Genomic DNA, 15,947 nt, shown 5'->3' with positions numbered 1-15,947 from the left:
TGTTTTGATTATTGCCGCCTGTCTACCACAACGGCGGTTTCTTGTGAACTTTGCCGCATCGCGATTGCGATCAATTCTGCAGCGGACCCCAGGACGGGTCGCTGCCTCCATCCGGGGTTCGAACGGGACGCAGATTGCGGCCCGAAATATCCACCGAATACAAAGTGGACCGCCCGCTGGCGCCCTGCGTTTCGCGTGTGAACATGATGACACGTCCGTTTGGCGACCATGTGGGTCCCTCGTCCAAGAACGATGACGTCAGCAGCCGCTCTTCGCTGCCGTCCGTGCGCATCACCCCAATATGGAACCGGCCTTTGTTTTGCTTGGTGAAGGCGATCAGGTCGCCGCGCGGAGACCAGACCGGGGTGCCATAGCGCCCCTGACCAAAACTGATCCGGGTTGGCTCTCCGCCGCTCGACGGCATGACATAGAGCTGCGGCGTGCCGGAGCGGTCGCTTTCGAACACAATCCGGCTGCCGTCCGGCGAATAGCTGGGCGCAGTTTCGATGGCAGGCGTATTGGTCAGCCTTGTGCTTTGACCCGAGGCCAGATCCATCCGCCACAGGTCCGTGTTACCGCCCTGCGACAGGGAATAGACGATGGATCGGCCATCCGGAGAAAACCGGGGCGAAAAACTCATCGTGCCTTCCTGTGTCTTCAGCTCCTGCCGCCTGACGCTGGCAACATCGAGGACATAGATCTGCGGTCGACCCGTTTCATAGCTTGTGTACAGTAAACGGTCGCCTGACGGCGAAAAGCGTGGGGCCAGCACAATGGCCGCGCTGTCGGTCAGGAATTGCACATTTGCGCCATCGTAATCCATGATGGCCAGACGTTTCAGACGCTGATCCTTGGGGCCACTTTCCGACACAAAGGCGACGCGGCTGTCGAAATAACCGCCCTCGCCTGTGATCCGACTATAGACCTGATCGGCGACCTTGTGCGCCATCCGACGCCATCCATCGGTTGTACCGGCCAGTTGCAGGCCACTGCCCAATTCCTGACCCGAGAACACGTCCCAGACCCGGAACCGAACCGTCAGACGTTTGCCCGAGACATTGACCGCGCCGGTCACCAAAGCTTGCGCATTGATCGCTTTCCAATCCGCAAACTGCACCGGCGCATCAAAGCTGCTGACCCGGCTGATGAACGCATCGGCAGAGATTTCGCGGAACAATCCGGTTCCCGTCAGGTCCGCTGCCACAACACGAGAGATATCGCTGGCATATTGCGCCGCCGCAGGGCCATCCGGCACGAAGTTTGGAACCGCAAAGGGCATCGGTTCGATGATGCCTTCGTCGATTTCCAAACGCAGTGGCCCGCTCTGAGCGTAAACCGGCGCCGACAACAGGGTCAGGCCAACTAAGAGGCTGGTCAGAAGTTTCATCATTTGATCCGCATCCTCTCGGGATTGAATGTAATCTCAATATCCTGCCACTGCGCGTATTTGTCAGCAGGCAGTTCGTATCCTCGGGCTCCGCAGCGCAATATTGCCCGCCGGGCGGCGTCATACGCCTGTTTTTCGGCACCAGCCGACCCACCGGAACTGTCCAGCAGGCGCAGACTGCCCCCTACGACAGTTCCGTCGCGGTTCAGAGAGAACCCGACAACAACAACGGTGTTCAGGGCATCCGTCGACAATGATCCAACGTTCCAGCACCTGGATACCGCCAGACGCATCGCATCTTTTTCTCCGCTCGTCAGGGGCGGTCCCGTAGGTTCGGTTCCACTGCCCAACGCTTCGGCCAAAGCATCATTGATTGCCGAGTCGTCGCTTGGTGCCGGGTTTTCAGGGGCCGGTTCCGGTGCCTCTGCCACTACAGGTTCCGGCGGCGGTGCTGGACGATTGGGCCGGACCCGGGGCCGCGGGGACGTCAACGGAGACTGCTCGTCCGATTCCTCGGCTTCGGTCACAATTTCCGGAGCAGCCTCTTCGGGGGCTGTCTGATCCTGCTGCTCCTGTTGCGTTTCCGCACCTTCGTCCAGCGACACGGGAGGCGTTTCAATGTCATCAATCTCGACTTCGGGCGGTGGTGGCGCAATCGCCTCCGGGGCCACCCGGTCGGCAGGGCGTGGTTGTGCTTCGGGGCCAGGGGGCACCGGCAACGCGGCAGTTTCCGGTTCGGGTTCGATCAAAACCGGCGCTTCCTCGGGTACTTCAGGCTCGGGCGGAGCTTCGACCGTCTCTGGCTCAGGCTCAGGCTCGGGTTCAGACGGAGTGATCGGTTCGGGACGCGGCTGCTCTTCCTGCGTCGGATCGGGCGCATTGGCCTCTTCCGTTGGCTCCGGAGGTGGCTGCAATGCGCTCGGCTCAACGGGCACGTCAGGCGCATCGCGCTGCGCGGTCATCGCGGCGAACTGCTCAGCGCTGATCACGGAAACATCCTGGACGGCCATCGGCAACGGTTCGGACCGAAACGTCCCGCCAAACAACGCCCATCCTATCAGACTCACATGGGCAATCGCCGAAATCTTGGTGCCGGTATCCACCGCGCAGCCTCACCCTTACCCGTCATCCAGCGTCGGCCCGCCGGTATCTGTCACCAGGCCCACATTGGAAAACCCGCCCGCATTCAGCGCGCCCATGACCTGCATCACCTGGGCATAGGGGATCGCGCCATCGGCCCGCAGAAAAACACGATCGCTGCTGCGTTCTGCAGAAATGGCGCGCAATTTGCCAATCAACTCTTCGCGTAGCACGTCTGTGGTCTGAATCTGTACCCGACCGTCTGCGGTCAGGGTGACGGTCAGCGGCTCTTCGTTGTCACCGGGCAGCGCACTGGCCGCGGTTTTTGGAAGGTCGACGGGCACACCCACCGTCAGCAACGGGGCAGCGACCATAAAGATGATCAGCAGCACCAGCATGACATCCACAAAGGGCGTCACGTTGATCTCGGACATCGGCTGCGCGCGTCCGCGACGCCGGCCGCGCCTGCGTCCGTTGTCGCCCGAGGGTTGCTGGACCGCCGCGCCCATATCAGCTATCCAACTGCCGCGACAGGATGGTCGCGAACTCGTCGGCAAAAGCTTCGTAGCCACCTACGATCCGATCGCTGTCCGCGCTCAGCTTGTTATAGTAGATCACCGCTGGGATCGCGGCCAAGAGCCCAAGACCGGTGGCCAGCAGAGCTTCGGCGATCCCCGGGGCCACGACGGCAAGGTTCGTGTTCTGTTGTTCCGCAATTTCGATAAAGGCATTCATGATGCCCCAGACCGTGCCGAACAGGCCGATAAAGGGTGCAGTCGAGCCAACGGTTGCAAGGATGGGCAGACCCTTGTTCAGGGTCTCGGCCTCTTTGGCGATGGCAACGTCCATCGACCGGTCAATTCGGGCCGTCGCCCCCGCAATCAATCCGCCATCGGTACGATGCGACCTGCGCCATTCGATCATGCCAGCCGCAAAAATCTTTTCAGAGCTGCCATCGGGTTGCGTGCCAATCTGTTCGAACAATTCATCCAGCGGGTTGCCGGACCAGAAACTTTCATCAAACACCTGCGCCTCGCGGCGTGCGGCGCGATAGTTGATAAGCTTTTGGATGATAATCGCCCAGGACCAGAAGGATGCGACCACCAGCATCAGCATCACCAGTTTGACGATAAAGGTCGCGCGGGCAAACAGCCCCCACATGGAGAAGTCGATCTCCTGCGCCAGCGCCAGCGTTTCAGCTTCCATGAACCTGCTCTTTGTTTTGCCTGACGGCCGTTCGTTTGGCCTTGTTTTGCCAGACGCTATCGCAGTTGGGTGCGAAAAGCCAACAGAACCACCCCGGCCCGGCAAATTGTTACATCAATGCGCGAATCTCTGCCGGAAGGCGGACCGGCTTACCGGCCTTGTTGATGCAGACGGCGGTGACCGTCGCGCGAAAGATCACGGTCTCGCCACGACGCACCAGTTGCGCCATGGTCAGCCGCACACCAGACAATGAAACTACGTCTGTTTCGACCACCAGTTCATCCTCGAATTTCGCCGGCGCGAGGTAATCCGCCTCGACCCGGCGCACGACCCAGACAATACCTTGGTCACGCATGGCGTTCTGGTCATTGCCCAGTTGACGCACCCAGTCTGACCTCGCCCGTTCGATGTAACGCAGGTAATTCGCGTGGTAGACCACACCCCCCATATCGGTGTCTTCATAGTAAACGCGAACCGGATAGGTGTGTTTCATTGGGGTTGCTCCAACCGGGCAAACAATCGCAATGCGTGAGACGGGTCCTGCGCCGCCCTCGGCAAAACAGGATCATATGCGGCGCGGATCAGCCCGGCAATCTCGGGGCGCAGGATCGTTGCGTCACCTACCATGGCTAAGGGCGATTTGTCACGAAAAGCAGCATCCGACCACAGAAGAACAGTTTGCACCACCTGGCTGAGCGCAAGGGTTTCGGCCGGCACCTTTGACAATTCGGCATCCATGCGCAGAAAGACAAACGCGGCGCGGATTGCGCCGTCCTCTTCGAACCTGAAAATGCGGTATTGGTTGGCATCCGCCGCGATCAGACGCTCCACCAGCGGCCCGAGGTCGGGGATCAGGCGATCCAGATCCGGGACCTCGGGCAATTCCTGCCAGTCCCGGAAAAAGAACACCATGCAGTTCACGGCAAGCTCCGGATCGGTCTCGGCCATCTGGTGATCCGCCAGTGTCACCACCGCCTCGAACGCGCCTTTGACAATTGCCAAGGTGTCATCCTCAACCCCAAAGACAACCGGAACAATCGGGCGCCCCCAGCGCGCGAAGAGGAATTCTCCGCTGTCACGGGTGAACAAGGCTTCGATCTCGTCCGGGGTCACGCGCAATCCTTCATCATTAAAAACACTTTCGCAGAAGGCATAAAATCTCAGACGCCCGGCTTCAACCAAACAGATCGCTCTGACCTTTCGGAGCCGGCAGCCCCAAATGAGCCCATGCCTTTTGCGCAAGCATCCTGCCGCGCGGCGTGCGCTGGATCAGGCCTTGCTGCAGCAGATACGGCTCAATCACTTCTTCCAGCGAATCCCGACTTTCCGATAACGCCGCGCACAAAGTTTCGATTCCGACAGGCCCGCCCGCGTAGTTCTCTGCGATCAGCTTCAGATAGCGCCGATCCGCCCCGTCGAGACCCAGATTGTCCACGCCCAACCGTGTGAGGGCGCCATCCGCAAGCGCGCGCGTGATCCGTCCGTCGCCTTCGACGATTGCGAAATCGACGACGCGCCGCAGTAACCGACCTGCAATCCGAGGGGTCCCGCGAGACCGTTTCGCGATTTCCCGCGCACCATCATCGTCCGCCGGCGCACCCAGTTTACGCGCGTTACGGGTAGCGATCTCGTGCAACTCATCGACCTCGTAGAATTGCAGGCGGGTTGGAATGCCAAACCGGTCCCGCAACGGGGTCGTCAACAGGCCCATCCGTGTGGTCGCCCCCACCAGTGTAAAGGGCTGAAGCTCGATCCGAACGGTGCGGGCGGCCGGGCCTTCACCGATCACCAGATCCAGTTCAAAGTCTTCCATCGCCGGATACAGAACTTCTTCGACGGCCGGATTCAGACGGTGAATCTCATCAATGAACAGCACGTCCCGCGATTCCAGATTGGTCAGGATCGCCGCCAGATCCCCTGCTTTTGCCAAGACCGGGCCCGAAGTCATGCGGAAATTCACCCCCAACTCACGCGCCATGATCTGTGCCAGCGTGGTTTTTCCCAGACCCGGAGGCCCGTGAAATAATGTGTGATCCATCGCTTCGCCACGCTGACGGGCGGATTGGATAAAGATGCGCAGGTTGGCCCGCGCCTCGGCCTGACCGATGAATTCATCCAGGCCCTGCGGGCGCAGCGCGCGATCATTGTCTTCGGGCAACGGCTCGGGGCGCAGGGTGGGATCGGCGTCTACCATTCAATCAGCCTTTCGGAGCCAGCAGTTTCAGCGCGGCGCGGATCAGATCCGCCTCACCCGCATCGGGCATCTGCGCTGCCGCCTCGGCCACCGCTGCTGCCGCGTCCGACGGGCCATACCCCAGATTGGACAGGGCAGACAATGCACCGGCAGACGCCGCGCCTGCCCCAGACGCTGGCAAAGGCGATCGCTTTTGTGTTGGACCGGGATCTGCAGTCTCGACAACTTCCAGCATCGGACCGTCCATTGCTTCGGTCACAGTGCCACCCATGGCCATGACACCGGGCGCCTTGTCTTTCAGATCCAGAACGATGCGCTGCGCCGTTTTGGGCCCAACGCCTTTCGCCGCTTTTACGGATGCCCAGTCGCCCAAGGCAATCGCGCGGCTCACGCCGTCCGGCCCCAGCGCGGACAGAATCGCCAACGAGACTTTGGCGCCGACACCCTGCACCGAGCAGAGCAATCGGTGCCATTCCTTTTCGACCAGTGACAGAAATCCGTAAAGCTGCATCAGGTCTTCGCGCACAACCATATCGGTGTAGAGCGAAATCCCCTCGCCCACACCCGGCAAAGCCGCCATGGTGCGATCCGAGCAGAAAACAATGTAGCCGACACCACGCACATCGATCAGCACATGATCTGCCGCCCGATAATCCAGCCGCCCGGTCAGTTTGCCGATCATGCCCGTACCTCTTTCAACTGCACCTGCTGCGTCTTGCCGTAATAGGCATGACAGATAGCAATCGCCAAGGCATCTGCCGCGTCGGCCCCCTTGGGCGAACAGCCCGGCAGTTGAAGCTTGACCATATGCAGGACCTGTTCCTTCTCCGCGTGTCCAACCCCAACAACGGTTTTCTTGACCCGGTTGGGCGCGTATTCCCCAACGGTCAAGCCCGCCTGTGCCAAAGTCAGCAATGCGACACCGCGGGCCTGACCCAGCTTGAGCGTTCCTGCGCCGTCCTTGTTCACAAAAGTCTGTTCGATAGCTGCCTGATCGGGGCGATGCGCGGCGATCACCTCGACAATCTGGTTGTGCAGTGAAAGCAGCCGTTCGCCCAGATCATCTCCGTCCGATTTACACAAACCGTTGGCGACATGGCTCAGACGGCTGCCATTCGATTCGATGACGCCCCATCCCAGGGTTCTCAGCCCCGGATCAATGCCCAGAATTCGCATGTTTTGCCTCGGCCTGCTCGGGTTATGTGACCTTTTTTCATCGATTAGCACGAAACATGAACATTTTCCAAGCGAATTGACCTCACGCATGAAAACGACATGACTGTTCCGGTCGCGACAACACCGCAAAATCGCGACGTGAAACCGTCTGAAACCGACAGGTTTATGAAGGTAAATTCACCAATTATTTAAGGCGATTACAGTCCGTTCGAGCATTGCACAAATTGCATAGGACACATGCAAAAACTGAGCTTGCGCTGGTCATATGGCAACACTAAGTGCCGGTCAGATCGCAAGATCGCAACGTGAACACAAACAGAAGGAAACAGGATATGGCTGCACTGGATAACATCCGCACCACCTCTGGCTCATTCGGCCTCGTCGGCCGTATCGGCGCAACATTCGCATCGGTCGTAAACGCCGTGGTTGAATGGAATGACGCCCGCGTCACCCGTAACGCGCTGAAAGGTCTGACCGACCGCGAGTTGGAAGATATCGGCCTGTGCCGTGGCGACATCGACGATATCGCCGAAGGTCGGATCTAAGGTTTAATCGACACCCACTCACATACGCCCCCATCTCCTCCCCTCGGGGGCAAACGAAAACACCGCGCGCCTCGAAGGCACGCGGTGTTTTTCGTGTCGGGCTGAACCTAGTACAAGACTTTGTTCAGTTGAACCGAGAGAATCTGTGTAAGGGGATCGATTTGCATGACCCAGGCACCGGCCTGTTCAACGGACGTACCCTGCTGCAGAGCGTCGATCCTGTATTGATATCCGGATGGCCCAAGGCTGGACAGCAAAAACGCCTTGAAGGCGAAGAACGCAATCAGGCACAGCACCAAAACCTTGACCGGAACCGCCGAGCGGACCCGTTGCGGCTTCATAACGACCAGGCCATCCTTGCGCATCGTCGCGCGATAGCCACGGCTCATCTTTTGATGTTTCTTGTTCAGGCGATGAACGCGCTGACCAAATTCCAGTTGCTTTCCCGTCATGGCAGCCTCCTAAAACCGCCCCCCTCGACTTCGTCAGAAAACGGTAGAAAGAGATTGCGACAAAACCGTGGCAAAAATCCACAAAACTCCTGCAAATGGTCTAATTTAAGCCCTGTTTGCTTAAGATCAGCGTCGTCCATTCACCAATCTGGCCTTTGTGGACCACATTGAACCCGTTCTGTGAATAAACCGACACCACATCTTCGGCCTGTTCATTGAGGATTCCCGACAGAATCGCATGGCCGCCAACCCGCAGATTCGCGGCGATTTCAGGCGACAACGCAATCAGAGGGCCTTTGAGAATATTGGCAAAAATCAGGTCATAAGGCGCGTGGGATCGCAGCTCGGGGTGATCGAAACCCGCCGCTTCTACGCACCTAACGGCACCGGACATGTCATTGGCTTTAAGATTGGCTTCGGCCACATCGACGGCCACCTGATCAATATCGCTCGCCAGAACGTCACCACCCCAAACACGGGCCGCTGCCATGGCCAGAACGGCGGTACCGCAACCGATATCTGCCACCCTGGTTGCGGTGAACCCGTTGTCCAGCAGACGATCCAGGGCCTTGAGGCATCCGAGCGTTGTCCCGTGGTGGCCAGTTCCAAAAGCCATCGCCGCCTCGATCAATAGCGGGACGCTGTCTGCCGGCACCTTGTCCGCATCATGGGCTCCGTAAACAAAGAACCGGCCCGCCTCGACCGGGGCCAGTTCCCTGCGGACATGGGCAACCCAGTCGGTTTCGGGCAGTTCCGAAACCACAAAGGGCCTGGCCTCAAATGCGACTGCCAGAACCGCCAGCGCGGTGTCATCCGGTGCTTCGGTGAAATAGCCGCCGACTTCCCACAGGCCCGAGCCATCCTCGACCTCGAACACGCCAACGCCTGTGGGTTCGGGGTCAAGACGCTCCATCGCTTCCCCCAAACCTTCGGCTGCGGTCTTTCCGGTTAGCGTCGTCAGCGCTGTGAATGTGGGCATGTTGCCTCCCGTCTGAATTGCCTGAGCGCCTAGGGGGATGGGCCGGTAAGGTCAAGCACCAACGCTCATTCAGCAGGCGCAGGCGCGTATTTCGACAGGATCGTTTCATTGCCCGGTTCAGGATGGCGCGGGATCAGCAGTGACAAGCCGAGCGACACCATCGCCATACCGGCGGCAAGCCCAAAAACCGCACCGGGAGAAACCACCCAGAGCAAGCCCAGTAGCGCGGGCAGGAAGACAGCCGCGATGTGATTGATCGTGAATGCCACGGCAGCCGTGGGCGCGATATCTGCAGGGTCTGCGATTTTCTGAAAATACGTCTTCAAAGCCAGCGCCAGCGCAAACAAGACGTGATCAATCACGTACAGGATTGCGGCCAGCAGCACCCCCCAGCCAAACCAGTAGATGCCGCCATAGGCTGCGAACACGATGGCCAGTCCCGCATATTCAAAGATCAGTGTGCGGCGTTCACCAAAAACGGCCACCGCTTTGCCCAGCATCGGCGCCGCCGCCATGTTGATCACCAGGTTTATCAGGTAGAGGCTGGTCAGTTCGTGCACCTCGAACCCGAATTTCTGGACCATCATGAAACCGGCAAAGACCACGAATATCTGCCGCCGGGCACCGGCCATGAACTGCAAGGCGTAGTACAGCCAGTACCGGCGGCGCAGCACCAGTTTCTTGGTCTGCGGTGTTGGCGCATCGAACTGCGGATAGGCGAACAGGCAAAACAGGGCGAGCAGCGCTGTGACGCCACCAGCCGCCATGAAAACCGTGTTGTAGGACAGATCGAACCGGTCCCAGGTTAGAACAATGAGGCCATAAACAACCGCAGTCGAGGCCGATCCCATCGCGACCAGCCATCCCAGCACCTGCGGTGCGCGGTCCTTGGGCAACCATTGCAACTGCAATGACTGGTTCACGGTTTCGTAGTAGTGAAAGCCAATCGAGCTGAACAGCGTCACAAACAGCAGACCACCGAGGCTTGGAAACCAAGCGGTAACCGCCGTGGCCACGCCCAGCATCATCAGCGATATCATGGCCAGCACCTGTTCGCGCACGAACAGGATCACTGCAATTACGCCGACCGCCAGAAACCCCGGAATCTCGCGCACGGTGTGCAGCAGGCCGATATCTGCCCCGTCAAAATTTGCCACCTCGATGACGAAATTGTTCAGCAGCGCGCTCCACCCGTTGAACGCAATCGGCATGGTCAACGCCATCACGAACAGGAGCGTCACCGGACGACGCCAGAACGGAAGGCTCTGCGCCTCTGACAGGGGCATGGGTTTCAGCATGAGAGTCCTCTACGCCCATTGCATCTGTTTGGCGAGGGAAAAGACCGGGTGCACAACGCCTCTGCACTGATGCAGAGATCAGTAAAAACTCTGTGGATCGATGTCCACGGTCAGGCGCAAGCCCCCCTTCAGGCGCAACGGGGCGATCCAGCGCGCAATTGCGTCCTGAATTGGCGCGGCCTTGGGGGCTTTGACCAACAGACGCACCCGGTGCCGTCCGCGAATGCGTGCAATCGGGGCCGGGGCGGGTCCAAAGACCTGCGCCCCGATGTCCCTCAGCGGGGCGTCATTGCGCGCCATCGCGTTACCAAGGTCGAATACCGGGCCAACCTCGGGGCCGGACAAAACAATTCCTGCCATTCGCCCGTAGGGCGGAACGCCTGCCGCCTGACGTCCAGCCGCTTCGGCCCGCCAAAACCCTTCCTCATCACCAGACAAAATCGCCCGGATCACCGGATGTTCCGGTTGATAGGTCTGCAACAATGCCTGCCCCGGTTTGTCCGCACGTCCCGCGCGCCCCGCCACTTGGCGCATCAACTGAAATGTCCGTTCCGCGGCGCGCAGATCTGCTCCGTGCAGGCTCAGGTCGGCATCTATGACACCCACTAAAGTCAGCTTGGGAAAGTTGTGCCCCTTGGCCACCAGTTGTGTGCCAATGATGATGTCAGCGTCCCCTTGGGCGATCTCTTCAATCTTGGCTTTCAACGCCCGTGCCGATCCAAACAGATCAGAACTGAGCATAACGATTTTCGCGTCGGGGAAGGTCGCCTCAGCCTCTTCGGCCAGCCGCTCGATCCCCGGTCCGACAGGCGCCAGCATGCCCTCGACACCACAGGACGGACAGGACTCGGGCATGGGCTTGGTTTCGCCGCATTGGTGGCACACCAACCGTTTCAGGAACCTGTGTTCAACCATGCGCGCATCGCAATGATCGCACCCGATCTGTTCACCGCAGGCCCGGCAAAGGGTCACCGGCGCATAACCGCGACGGTTGATAAACAGCAGGGACTGCTCACCTTTTTCGATCCGCTGCCGCACCGCCTGACGCAATGTGGGCGAAATCCATGTCCCCGTCTGCATCTGTTCGGCGCGCATATCAATGGATTTCATATCAGGCAGAACCGCCGCCCCGAACCGCGTCGTCAGGTCCAGCCGGTTGTATTTTCCGGCCTCGGCATTTGCCCAGCTTTCCAGCGACGGCGTTGCGCTGGCCAGGATCACGCGGGCCCCGCAAATCGCTGCACGCAATACCGCCATGTCCCGCGCGCTGTAGTGCACACCATCTTCCTGTTTGTACGAGGTGTCGTGCTCTTCATCGACCACGATCAGGCCGAGATTGCGAAACGGCAGATACAGCGCCGACCGGGCGCCAACCACCAGTTGCACATCGCCCTGCCCCACCATGCGCCAGACACGCCGACGCTCGGTCATCGTCGCACCCGAGTGCCATTCGGCAGGCCGCGCGCCAAACCGCTGCTCAACACGGGTCAGAAACTCTGCCGTCAGGGCAATTTCCGGCAACAGAACCAGCGCCTGACGCCCCATACGCAGCGCTTCTGCCACAGCCTCCAAATACACTTCGGTCTTGCCCGAGCCGGTGACGCCTTTCAGCAAGGTCGTACCATACGCGTCCGAGCGTTGCCCGGCCTGCAGCCGCACCACTGCTGCTGCCTGATCATCCGTCAAGTCCTTGCCCGGCAAATCCGGATCAAGATGCGGATACGGCAGATCACGCGGACTATCCTCTTCCCGCACAGCGCCTTGTTTGACCAAACCTTTGACGACCGAAGACGTCACACCCGCCTGTTCAGCCAGTTCCTTCAGCGTGAATGCCAACCCGCCATAGTCCCGCAAAACCTCCAGCACCCGGGTCCGCGCATCGGTCATGCGATCGGGTTCACCGTCACCCAACCGATAGACTTTTCGCATGGATGGCGGATCACCCAACCCCGGCGCACGTGTCGCCAGACGCAACATTGCAGGCATCGGCGTCAGCGTATAATCCGCAACCTTTCCCAGAAAATGCCGCATCTCCAGGCGCATGGGCGCAACGTCCAGCACCCGGATCACCGACCGCGCCTTGGCCAGATCGAACCCGCCCTGCCCCGGCCCCCAAACCACGCCCAGTACCTTGCGCGGCCCCAGCGGCACTTCGACAAACGCGCCCAGAAAGCACCCCCCTTCGGGCGCCTTGTAGTCCAACGTCCGGTCCAGAGGCTGCGTGGTCAGAACCGCAACCAACTCTCCTTCGTCGAAAAATCCGTTAGCGCTCACGGTATATCCTTCGCAAGGGGTTCCAGCATGGGTCTCTTTGAGGTAAAGCCATCCGCGACCAAGGCCAACCCATCAAAGGACTGCGCTCATGAAATTCTTCGTAGACACCGCCGAGATCGACGCCATTGCCGAACTGAATGACTTGGGCATGGTGGACGGCGTGACCACCAACCCCTCACTGATCCTGAAATCCGGCCGCGACATTCTGGAAGTGACCAAGGAAATCTGCGATCTGGTCGATGGCCCGGTATCCGCCGAAGTTGTTGCAACCGAGGCCGATGACATGATCGCCGAAGGGCGCAAGCTGGCCAAAATCGCGCCGAACATCGCCGTCAAGGTTCCGCTGACTTGGGCCGGCCTGAAAACCTGCAAGGCGTTGACCGACGAAGGCCAGATGGTCAACGTGACCCTGTGCTTTTCGGCCAACCAGGCACTGCTGGCGGCTAAGGCGGGCGCAACCTTCATTTCGCCGTTCATCGGACGCCTGGATGACATCAACATGGATGGCATGGAGTTGATCGCGGACATCCGGCAGATCTATGACAACTACGGATTTGAAACGGAAATTCTGGCGGCTTCTATCCGCACGGTAAACCATGTGACCGACAGTGCGCGCATCGGCGCAGATGTTATTACTGCGCCTCCCGGCGTGATCAAAAAGCTGGCCGATCACCCGCTGACGGACAAGGGTCTGGACGCGTTTCTGGCAGACTGGGCCAAAACGGGCCAGAAAATCCTCTGATCTTTTGCCCAACCGCACAGCGCCGAGCGGCGCCGTGCCCGGCCCAACGGCAATTCCCTGATCTGTGATCAGGGAATTGCAGGCGGGAGCCCCGGTCACACACCGGATACAAATCCACTCATACGTGCATTTTTCCTACGGCATTTCGGGCAACCCATGTTATAAGCCGCTCAACAAAAAAAGACCGGACAGGACATGAGCAGCAACCCGAAACTACAGGACAACCTCCGTGCCGCGATTCTGGCTGAGCCGGACGCCATTCTGGATGACAAAGACCTCATGCAGGCCCTTGTCGCGGCGAATGAACAGGCACGCGGAGACAACGTTATCGACCTGCGCGGCATTGCGATGCAACGGCTCGAGGCGCGTTTGGACCGGCTGGAAGACACCCACCGCTCCGTCATTGCCGCAGCATACGAGAATCTGGCGGGGACCAATCAGGTCCACCGGGCCATACTGCGCCTTCTGGAACCGGTTGAGTTCGAAGACTTCCTGCGCGCGCTGGGCAGCGACGTGGCCGATATTCTGCGGGTGGATCGGATCACATTGGTTTTGGAAACCACTGTGGTCCAGAACGACCCGGCTATCGACCGGCTTGGCGGGGTGCTAACCGTGACGGAACCCGGTTTTGTCGATCAGTACCTGACCTATGACCGCAGCGGTCCGGCGCGTGAGGTTACGCTGCGCGAGGTCCATCAACCGAGCCGCCGGGTGTTTGGGGCGCAGGCCGATCAATTGCGCTCCGAGGCGTGTCTCAAGCTGGATCTGGGTCCAGGACGGTTGCCCGGAATGATCGTCATGGGCGCCACAGACCCACGGCACTTCACCCCTCAGTTGGGCACGGATCTTCTGACCTTTTTCGCAGGCGTGTTCGAACGCTCGATGCGCCACTGGTTGTCGTGAGCCTGATCTCCCCGGCCTGCCGCGATGCGTTGCAGCAATGGCTCAACAGTTTGCGGGCATTGGCTGGCCGGTCCGAGAACACGCAATCAGCCTATTGCGGAGACGTCACTGAGTTTCTGTCGTTTATGACATTGCATCACAGTGAGCGTCAGGGATTGGCGGCGCTCCAACGCATCTCGATCTCGGATATGCGCGCCTGGATGGCGGATCAGCGCGCCTCGGGCGTCGGCGCGCGATCGCTGGCCCGAAAGCTTTCGGCCGTCAAGAGCTTTTACCGCTGGCTGGCAGAGCGCGAAGGATTTGAGCCCACCGCCGTTTTGTCAACACGCGCGCCCAAATTCACGCAAAAGCTTCCGCGCCCGCTGGCCAAAGACGCCGCGCGCGCCATGATCGAGACGGTCGAGATGCAATCGACGTCGGATTGGATTGCCGCCCGCGACGCTGCTGTTGTGACCCTCCTGTATGGCTGTGGGCTGCGGATTTCCGAGGCCTTGTCCCTGACCGGCGCAGATGCGCCATTGCCGCCGACCCTGCGCATTCTGGGCAAAGGAGACAAGGAACGGGTCGTGCCCGTCATTCCTGCGGCCCGCGACGCGGTCGATCGTTATCTCAACTTGTGTCCTCACCCACAGTCCACAGATGCAGCTTTGTTCCGGGGCGTTCGGGGTGGTCCACTGAACCCGCGTGCCATTCAGGGTGTCATGGCCAAGGCACGGATGCAACTCGGGCTGCCGTCGACGGCTACGCCGCATGCGATGCGCCACAGCTTTGCGACACATCTCCTCTCTGCAGGGGGGGACTTGCGCGCCATTCAGGAACTGCTGGGTCACGCATCACTGTCCACGACACAGGCCTATACCGCAGTGGACACGGCACGGCTGATGGAAGTCTACAATCGCGCCCACCCGAAGGCCTGAGGCCTTTATGGACAACACAGCCAGCCCGATACCATGCGGTCCGGCTTTTTGCTTTGCATCTGGTTTGCGCTTCGTACATGACACGTGAATGACACTGAGATTCAAAGCCCTTGCCGTTCATCTGTTCACTGCAACCGGTGCCGTTTTTGCAATGTTGGCAATGCTGGCTGCTGTCGAAGAAGAATGGAGCCTGATGTATCTCTGGCTTGTCGTGTCCTTCATCGTAGACGGCATCGACGGTCCTATGGCCCGGCATTATCATGTCAAAAAGAACGCGCCAGAGTTCGATGGCGTTCTTCTGGATCTGATCATCGACTACCTGACATACGTGTTCATTCCGGCTTACGCGTTGTTCAAGTCCGGCCTGATGGACGGGTGGACCGGGTGGTTTGCGATCATCGTCATCACCTTCGCCAGTGCGATGTACTTCGCGGACACCCGGATGAAAACAAAGGACAATTCTTTTTCGGGTTTCCCGGGATGCTGGAACATGGTGGTCATCGTGATCTTTGCGTTGGAGCCGAATTTCTGGTTCAGCCTTGTTCTCGTCACGCTGCTGGCGATCGCCATGTTCCTGCCGCTCAAATTCGTTCACCCGGTCCGGACGGAACGGTGGCGCAGCCTGACTTTGCCGATGGCGTTTGCCTGGACGTTCTTTGCGGGTTGGGCGGCCTGGGTGGATTTCCACCCCGAAAGCTGGGCGCACTGGGGGTTGGTGATCACCAGCCTGTATCTGGTATCCGCTGGCATCGTGCAGCAACTGATCCCACAGCGAGGTGGCTAGGAGCGACGCG

General features: G+C 59.7%; 18 protein-coding genes. 5 read left to right on the top strand and 13 right to left on the bottom strand.

Annotated elements, in window-relative coordinates; translation table 11 throughout:
- Positions 1-70: 70 nt before the first annotated feature.
- The 9 genes from tolB to ruvC form a co-directional block, all read right to left on the bottom strand.
- Positions 71-1,390 carry a Tol-Pal system beta propeller repeat protein TolB gene (gene tolB, locus ACR3E0_RS06500; RefSeq protein WP_480477305.1) on the bottom strand — a complete coding sequence of 440 codons (1,320 nt, stop codon included), beginning with the start codon at positions 1,388-1,390 and terminating at the stop codon, positions 71-73.
- A complete protein-coding gene (locus ACR3E0_RS06495; RefSeq protein ID WP_480477303.1) occupies positions 1,387-2,490 on the bottom strand; it encodes an energy transducer TonB in 1,104 nt (367 codons plus the stop codon). Before ACR3E0_RS06495 ends, tolB begins: the two co-directional genes overlap by 4 nt.
- Positions 2,491-2,505: 15 nt before the next feature.
- Positions 2,506-2,976 carry a protein TolR gene (gene tolR, locus ACR3E0_RS06490; protein ID WP_480477301.1) on the bottom strand — a complete coding sequence of 157 codons (471 nt, stop codon included), beginning with the start codon at positions 2,974-2,976 and terminating at the stop codon, positions 2,506-2,508.
- Position 2,977: 1 nt separating this feature from the next.
- A complete protein-coding gene (gene tolQ, locus ACR3E0_RS06485; protein WP_170431975.1) occupies positions 2,978-3,673 on the bottom strand; it encodes a protein TolQ in 696 nt (231 codons plus the stop codon).
- A 109-nt stretch (positions 3,674-3,782) separates the two neighbouring features.
- Positions 3,783-4,166, bottom strand: coding sequence for a tol-pal system-associated acyl-CoA thioesterase (ybgC, locus tag ACR3E0_RS06480; protein ID WP_480477299.1), 384 nt, complete (start codon positions 4,164-4,166; stop codon positions 3,783-3,785).
- Entirely contained in the window at positions 4,163-4,786 is a 624-nt protein-coding gene (locus ACR3E0_RS06475; protein WP_480477297.1) for a hypothetical protein, read from the bottom strand. The genes ybgC and ACR3E0_RS06475 overlap by 4 nt, the downstream gene beginning before the upstream one ends.
- A 61-nt stretch (positions 4,787-4,847) precedes the next feature.
- Positions 4,848-5,867, bottom strand: coding sequence for a Holliday junction branch migration DNA helicase RuvB (gene ruvB / locus ACR3E0_RS06470; protein ID WP_480477295.1), 1,020 nt, complete (start codon positions 5,865-5,867; stop codon positions 4,848-4,850).
- 4 nt (positions 5,868-5,871) lie between these two features.
- Entirely contained in the window at positions 5,872-6,549 is a 678-nt protein-coding gene (gene ruvA, locus ACR3E0_RS06465; RefSeq protein WP_480477293.1) for a Holliday junction branch migration protein RuvA, read from the bottom strand.
- Positions 6,546-7,043 carry a crossover junction endodeoxyribonuclease RuvC gene (ruvC, locus tag ACR3E0_RS06460; protein ID WP_480477291.1) on the bottom strand — a complete coding sequence of 166 codons (498 nt, stop codon included), beginning with the start codon at positions 7,041-7,043 and terminating at the stop codon, positions 6,546-6,548. Before ruvC ends, ruvA begins: the two co-directional genes overlap by 4 nt.
- A 332-nt stretch (positions 7,044-7,375) precedes the next feature.
- Here ruvC and ACR3E0_RS06455 point away from each other — a divergent pair, with 332 nt between their 5' ends.
- Positions 7,376-7,588 carry a DUF1127 domain-containing protein gene (locus tag ACR3E0_RS06455; protein ID WP_480477289.1) on the top strand — a complete coding sequence of 71 codons (213 nt, stop codon included), beginning with the start codon at positions 7,376-7,378 and terminating at the stop codon, positions 7,586-7,588.
- 107 nt (positions 7,589-7,695) lie between these two features.
- Here the strand turns inward: ACR3E0_RS06455 and ACR3E0_RS06450 are convergent, their stop codons facing one another.
- From ACR3E0_RS06450 to ACR3E0_RS06435, 4 genes are all read right to left on the bottom strand, one after another.
- On the bottom strand, positions 7,696-8,040 hold the full coding sequence (locus ACR3E0_RS06450; RefSeq protein WP_480477287.1) for a hypothetical protein: 345 nt from the start codon (positions 8,038-8,040) through the stop codon (positions 7,696-7,698).
- A 100-nt stretch (positions 8,041-8,140) separates the two neighbouring features.
- Positions 8,141-9,019 carry a 50S ribosomal protein L11 methyltransferase gene (locus ACR3E0_RS06445; protein WP_480477285.1) on the bottom strand — a complete coding sequence of 293 codons (879 nt, stop codon included), beginning with the start codon at positions 9,017-9,019 and terminating at the stop codon, positions 8,141-8,143.
- Between the two features lie 65 nt (positions 9,020-9,084).
- Positions 9,085-10,317, bottom strand: coding sequence for an MFS transporter (locus ACR3E0_RS06440; RefSeq protein WP_480477283.1), 1,233 nt, complete (start codon positions 10,315-10,317; stop codon positions 9,085-9,087).
- A gap of 78 nt (positions 10,318-10,395) precedes the next feature.
- The gene (locus ACR3E0_RS06435; RefSeq protein WP_480477281.1) at positions 10,396-12,591 is read right to left on the bottom strand and encodes a primosomal protein N'; all 2,196 of its coding nucleotides are present in this window, start codon (positions 12,589-12,591) and stop codon (positions 10,396-10,398) included.
- Positions 12,592-12,679: 88 nt separating this feature from the next.
- Between ACR3E0_RS06435 and fsa the strand changes: the two genes are divergently transcribed.
- The 4 genes from fsa to ACR3E0_RS06415 all read left to right on the top strand — a co-directional run bounded on the left by fsa (position 12,680) and on the right by ACR3E0_RS06415 (position 15,937).
- Entirely contained in the window at positions 12,680-13,333 is a 654-nt protein-coding gene (gene fsa, locus ACR3E0_RS06430; RefSeq protein WP_480477279.1) for a fructose-6-phosphate aldolase, read from the top strand.
- A 195-nt stretch (positions 13,334-13,528) separates the two neighbouring features.
- A complete protein-coding gene (locus tag ACR3E0_RS06425) occupies positions 13,529-14,236 on the top strand; it encodes a DUF484 family protein (protein WP_480477277.1) in 708 nt (235 codons plus the stop codon).
- Positions 14,233-15,153 (top strand): tyrosine recombinase XerC, encoded by a 921-nt coding sequence (locus ACR3E0_RS06420; RefSeq protein WP_480477275.1) that lies wholly within the window; start codon positions 14,233-14,235, stop codon positions 15,151-15,153. Before ACR3E0_RS06425 ends, ACR3E0_RS06420 begins: the two co-directional genes overlap by 4 nt.
- Positions 15,154-15,241: 88 nt before the next feature.
- The gene (locus ACR3E0_RS06415; protein WP_480477273.1) at positions 15,242-15,937 is read left to right on the top strand and encodes a CDP-alcohol phosphatidyltransferase family protein; all 696 of its coding nucleotides are present in this window, start codon (positions 15,242-15,244) and stop codon (positions 15,935-15,937) included.
- The last annotated feature ends 10 nt before the right edge of the window (positions 15,938-15,947 follow it).

Source organism: Ruegeria sp. AJ12, from assembly GCF_056536245.1.
The sequence above is the reverse complement of the archived record's forward strand: the minus strand, read 5'-3'. Positions and strand labels throughout refer to the sequence as shown.

Bases quoted from the DNA above. Each gene is read 5' to 3' on its own strand.
- tolB (WP_480477305.1), bottom strand. From the start codon at position 1,390: ATGATGAAACTTCTGACCAGCCTCTTAGTTGGCCTGACCCTGTTGTCG.
- ACR3E0_RS06440 (WP_480477283.1), bottom strand. From the start codon at position 10,317: ATGCTGAAACCCATGCCCCTGTCAGAGGCGCAGAGCCTTCCGTTCTGG.
- tolR (WP_480477301.1), bottom strand. From the start codon at position 2,976: ATGGGCGCGGCGGTCCAGCAACCCTCGGGCGACAACGGACGCAGGCGC.
- ybgC (WP_480477299.1), bottom strand. From the start codon at position 4,166: ATGAAACACACCTATCCGGTTCGCGTTTACTATGAAGACACCGATATG.
- ruvB (WP_480477295.1), bottom strand. From the start codon at position 5,867: ATGGTAGACGCCGATCCCACCCTGCGCCCCGAGCCGTTGCCCGAAGAC.
- fsa (WP_480477279.1), top strand. From the start codon at position 12,680: ATGAAATTCTTCGTAGACACCGCCGAGATCGACGCCATTGCCGAACTG.
- ACR3E0_RS06425 (WP_480477277.1), top strand. From the start codon at position 13,529: ATGAGCAGCAACCCGAAACTACAGGACAACCTCCGTGCCGCGATTCTG.
- ruvA (WP_480477293.1), bottom strand. From the start codon at position 6,549: ATGATCGGCAAACTGACCGGGCGGCTGGATTATCGGGCGGCAGATCAT.
- ACR3E0_RS06455 (WP_480477289.1), top strand. From the start codon at position 7,376: ATGGCTGCACTGGATAACATCCGCACCACCTCTGGCTCATTCGGCCTC.
- ACR3E0_RS06415 (WP_480477273.1), top strand. From the start codon at position 15,242: ATGACACTGAGATTCAAAGCCCTTGCCGTTCATCTGTTCACTGCAACC.
- ACR3E0_RS06445 (WP_480477285.1), bottom strand. From the start codon at position 9,019: ATGCCCACATTCACAGCGCTGACGACGCTAACCGGAAAGACCGCAGCC.
- ACR3E0_RS06450 (WP_480477287.1), bottom strand. From the start codon at position 8,040: ATGACGGGAAAGCAACTGGAATTTGGTCAGCGCGTTCATCGCCTGAAC.
- ruvC (WP_480477291.1), bottom strand. From the start codon at position 7,043: ATGCGAATTCTGGGCATTGATCCGGGGCTGAGAACCCTGGGATGGGGC.
- tolQ (WP_170431975.1), bottom strand. From the start codon at position 3,673: ATGGAAGCTGAAACGCTGGCGCTGGCGCAGGAGATCGACTTCTCCATG.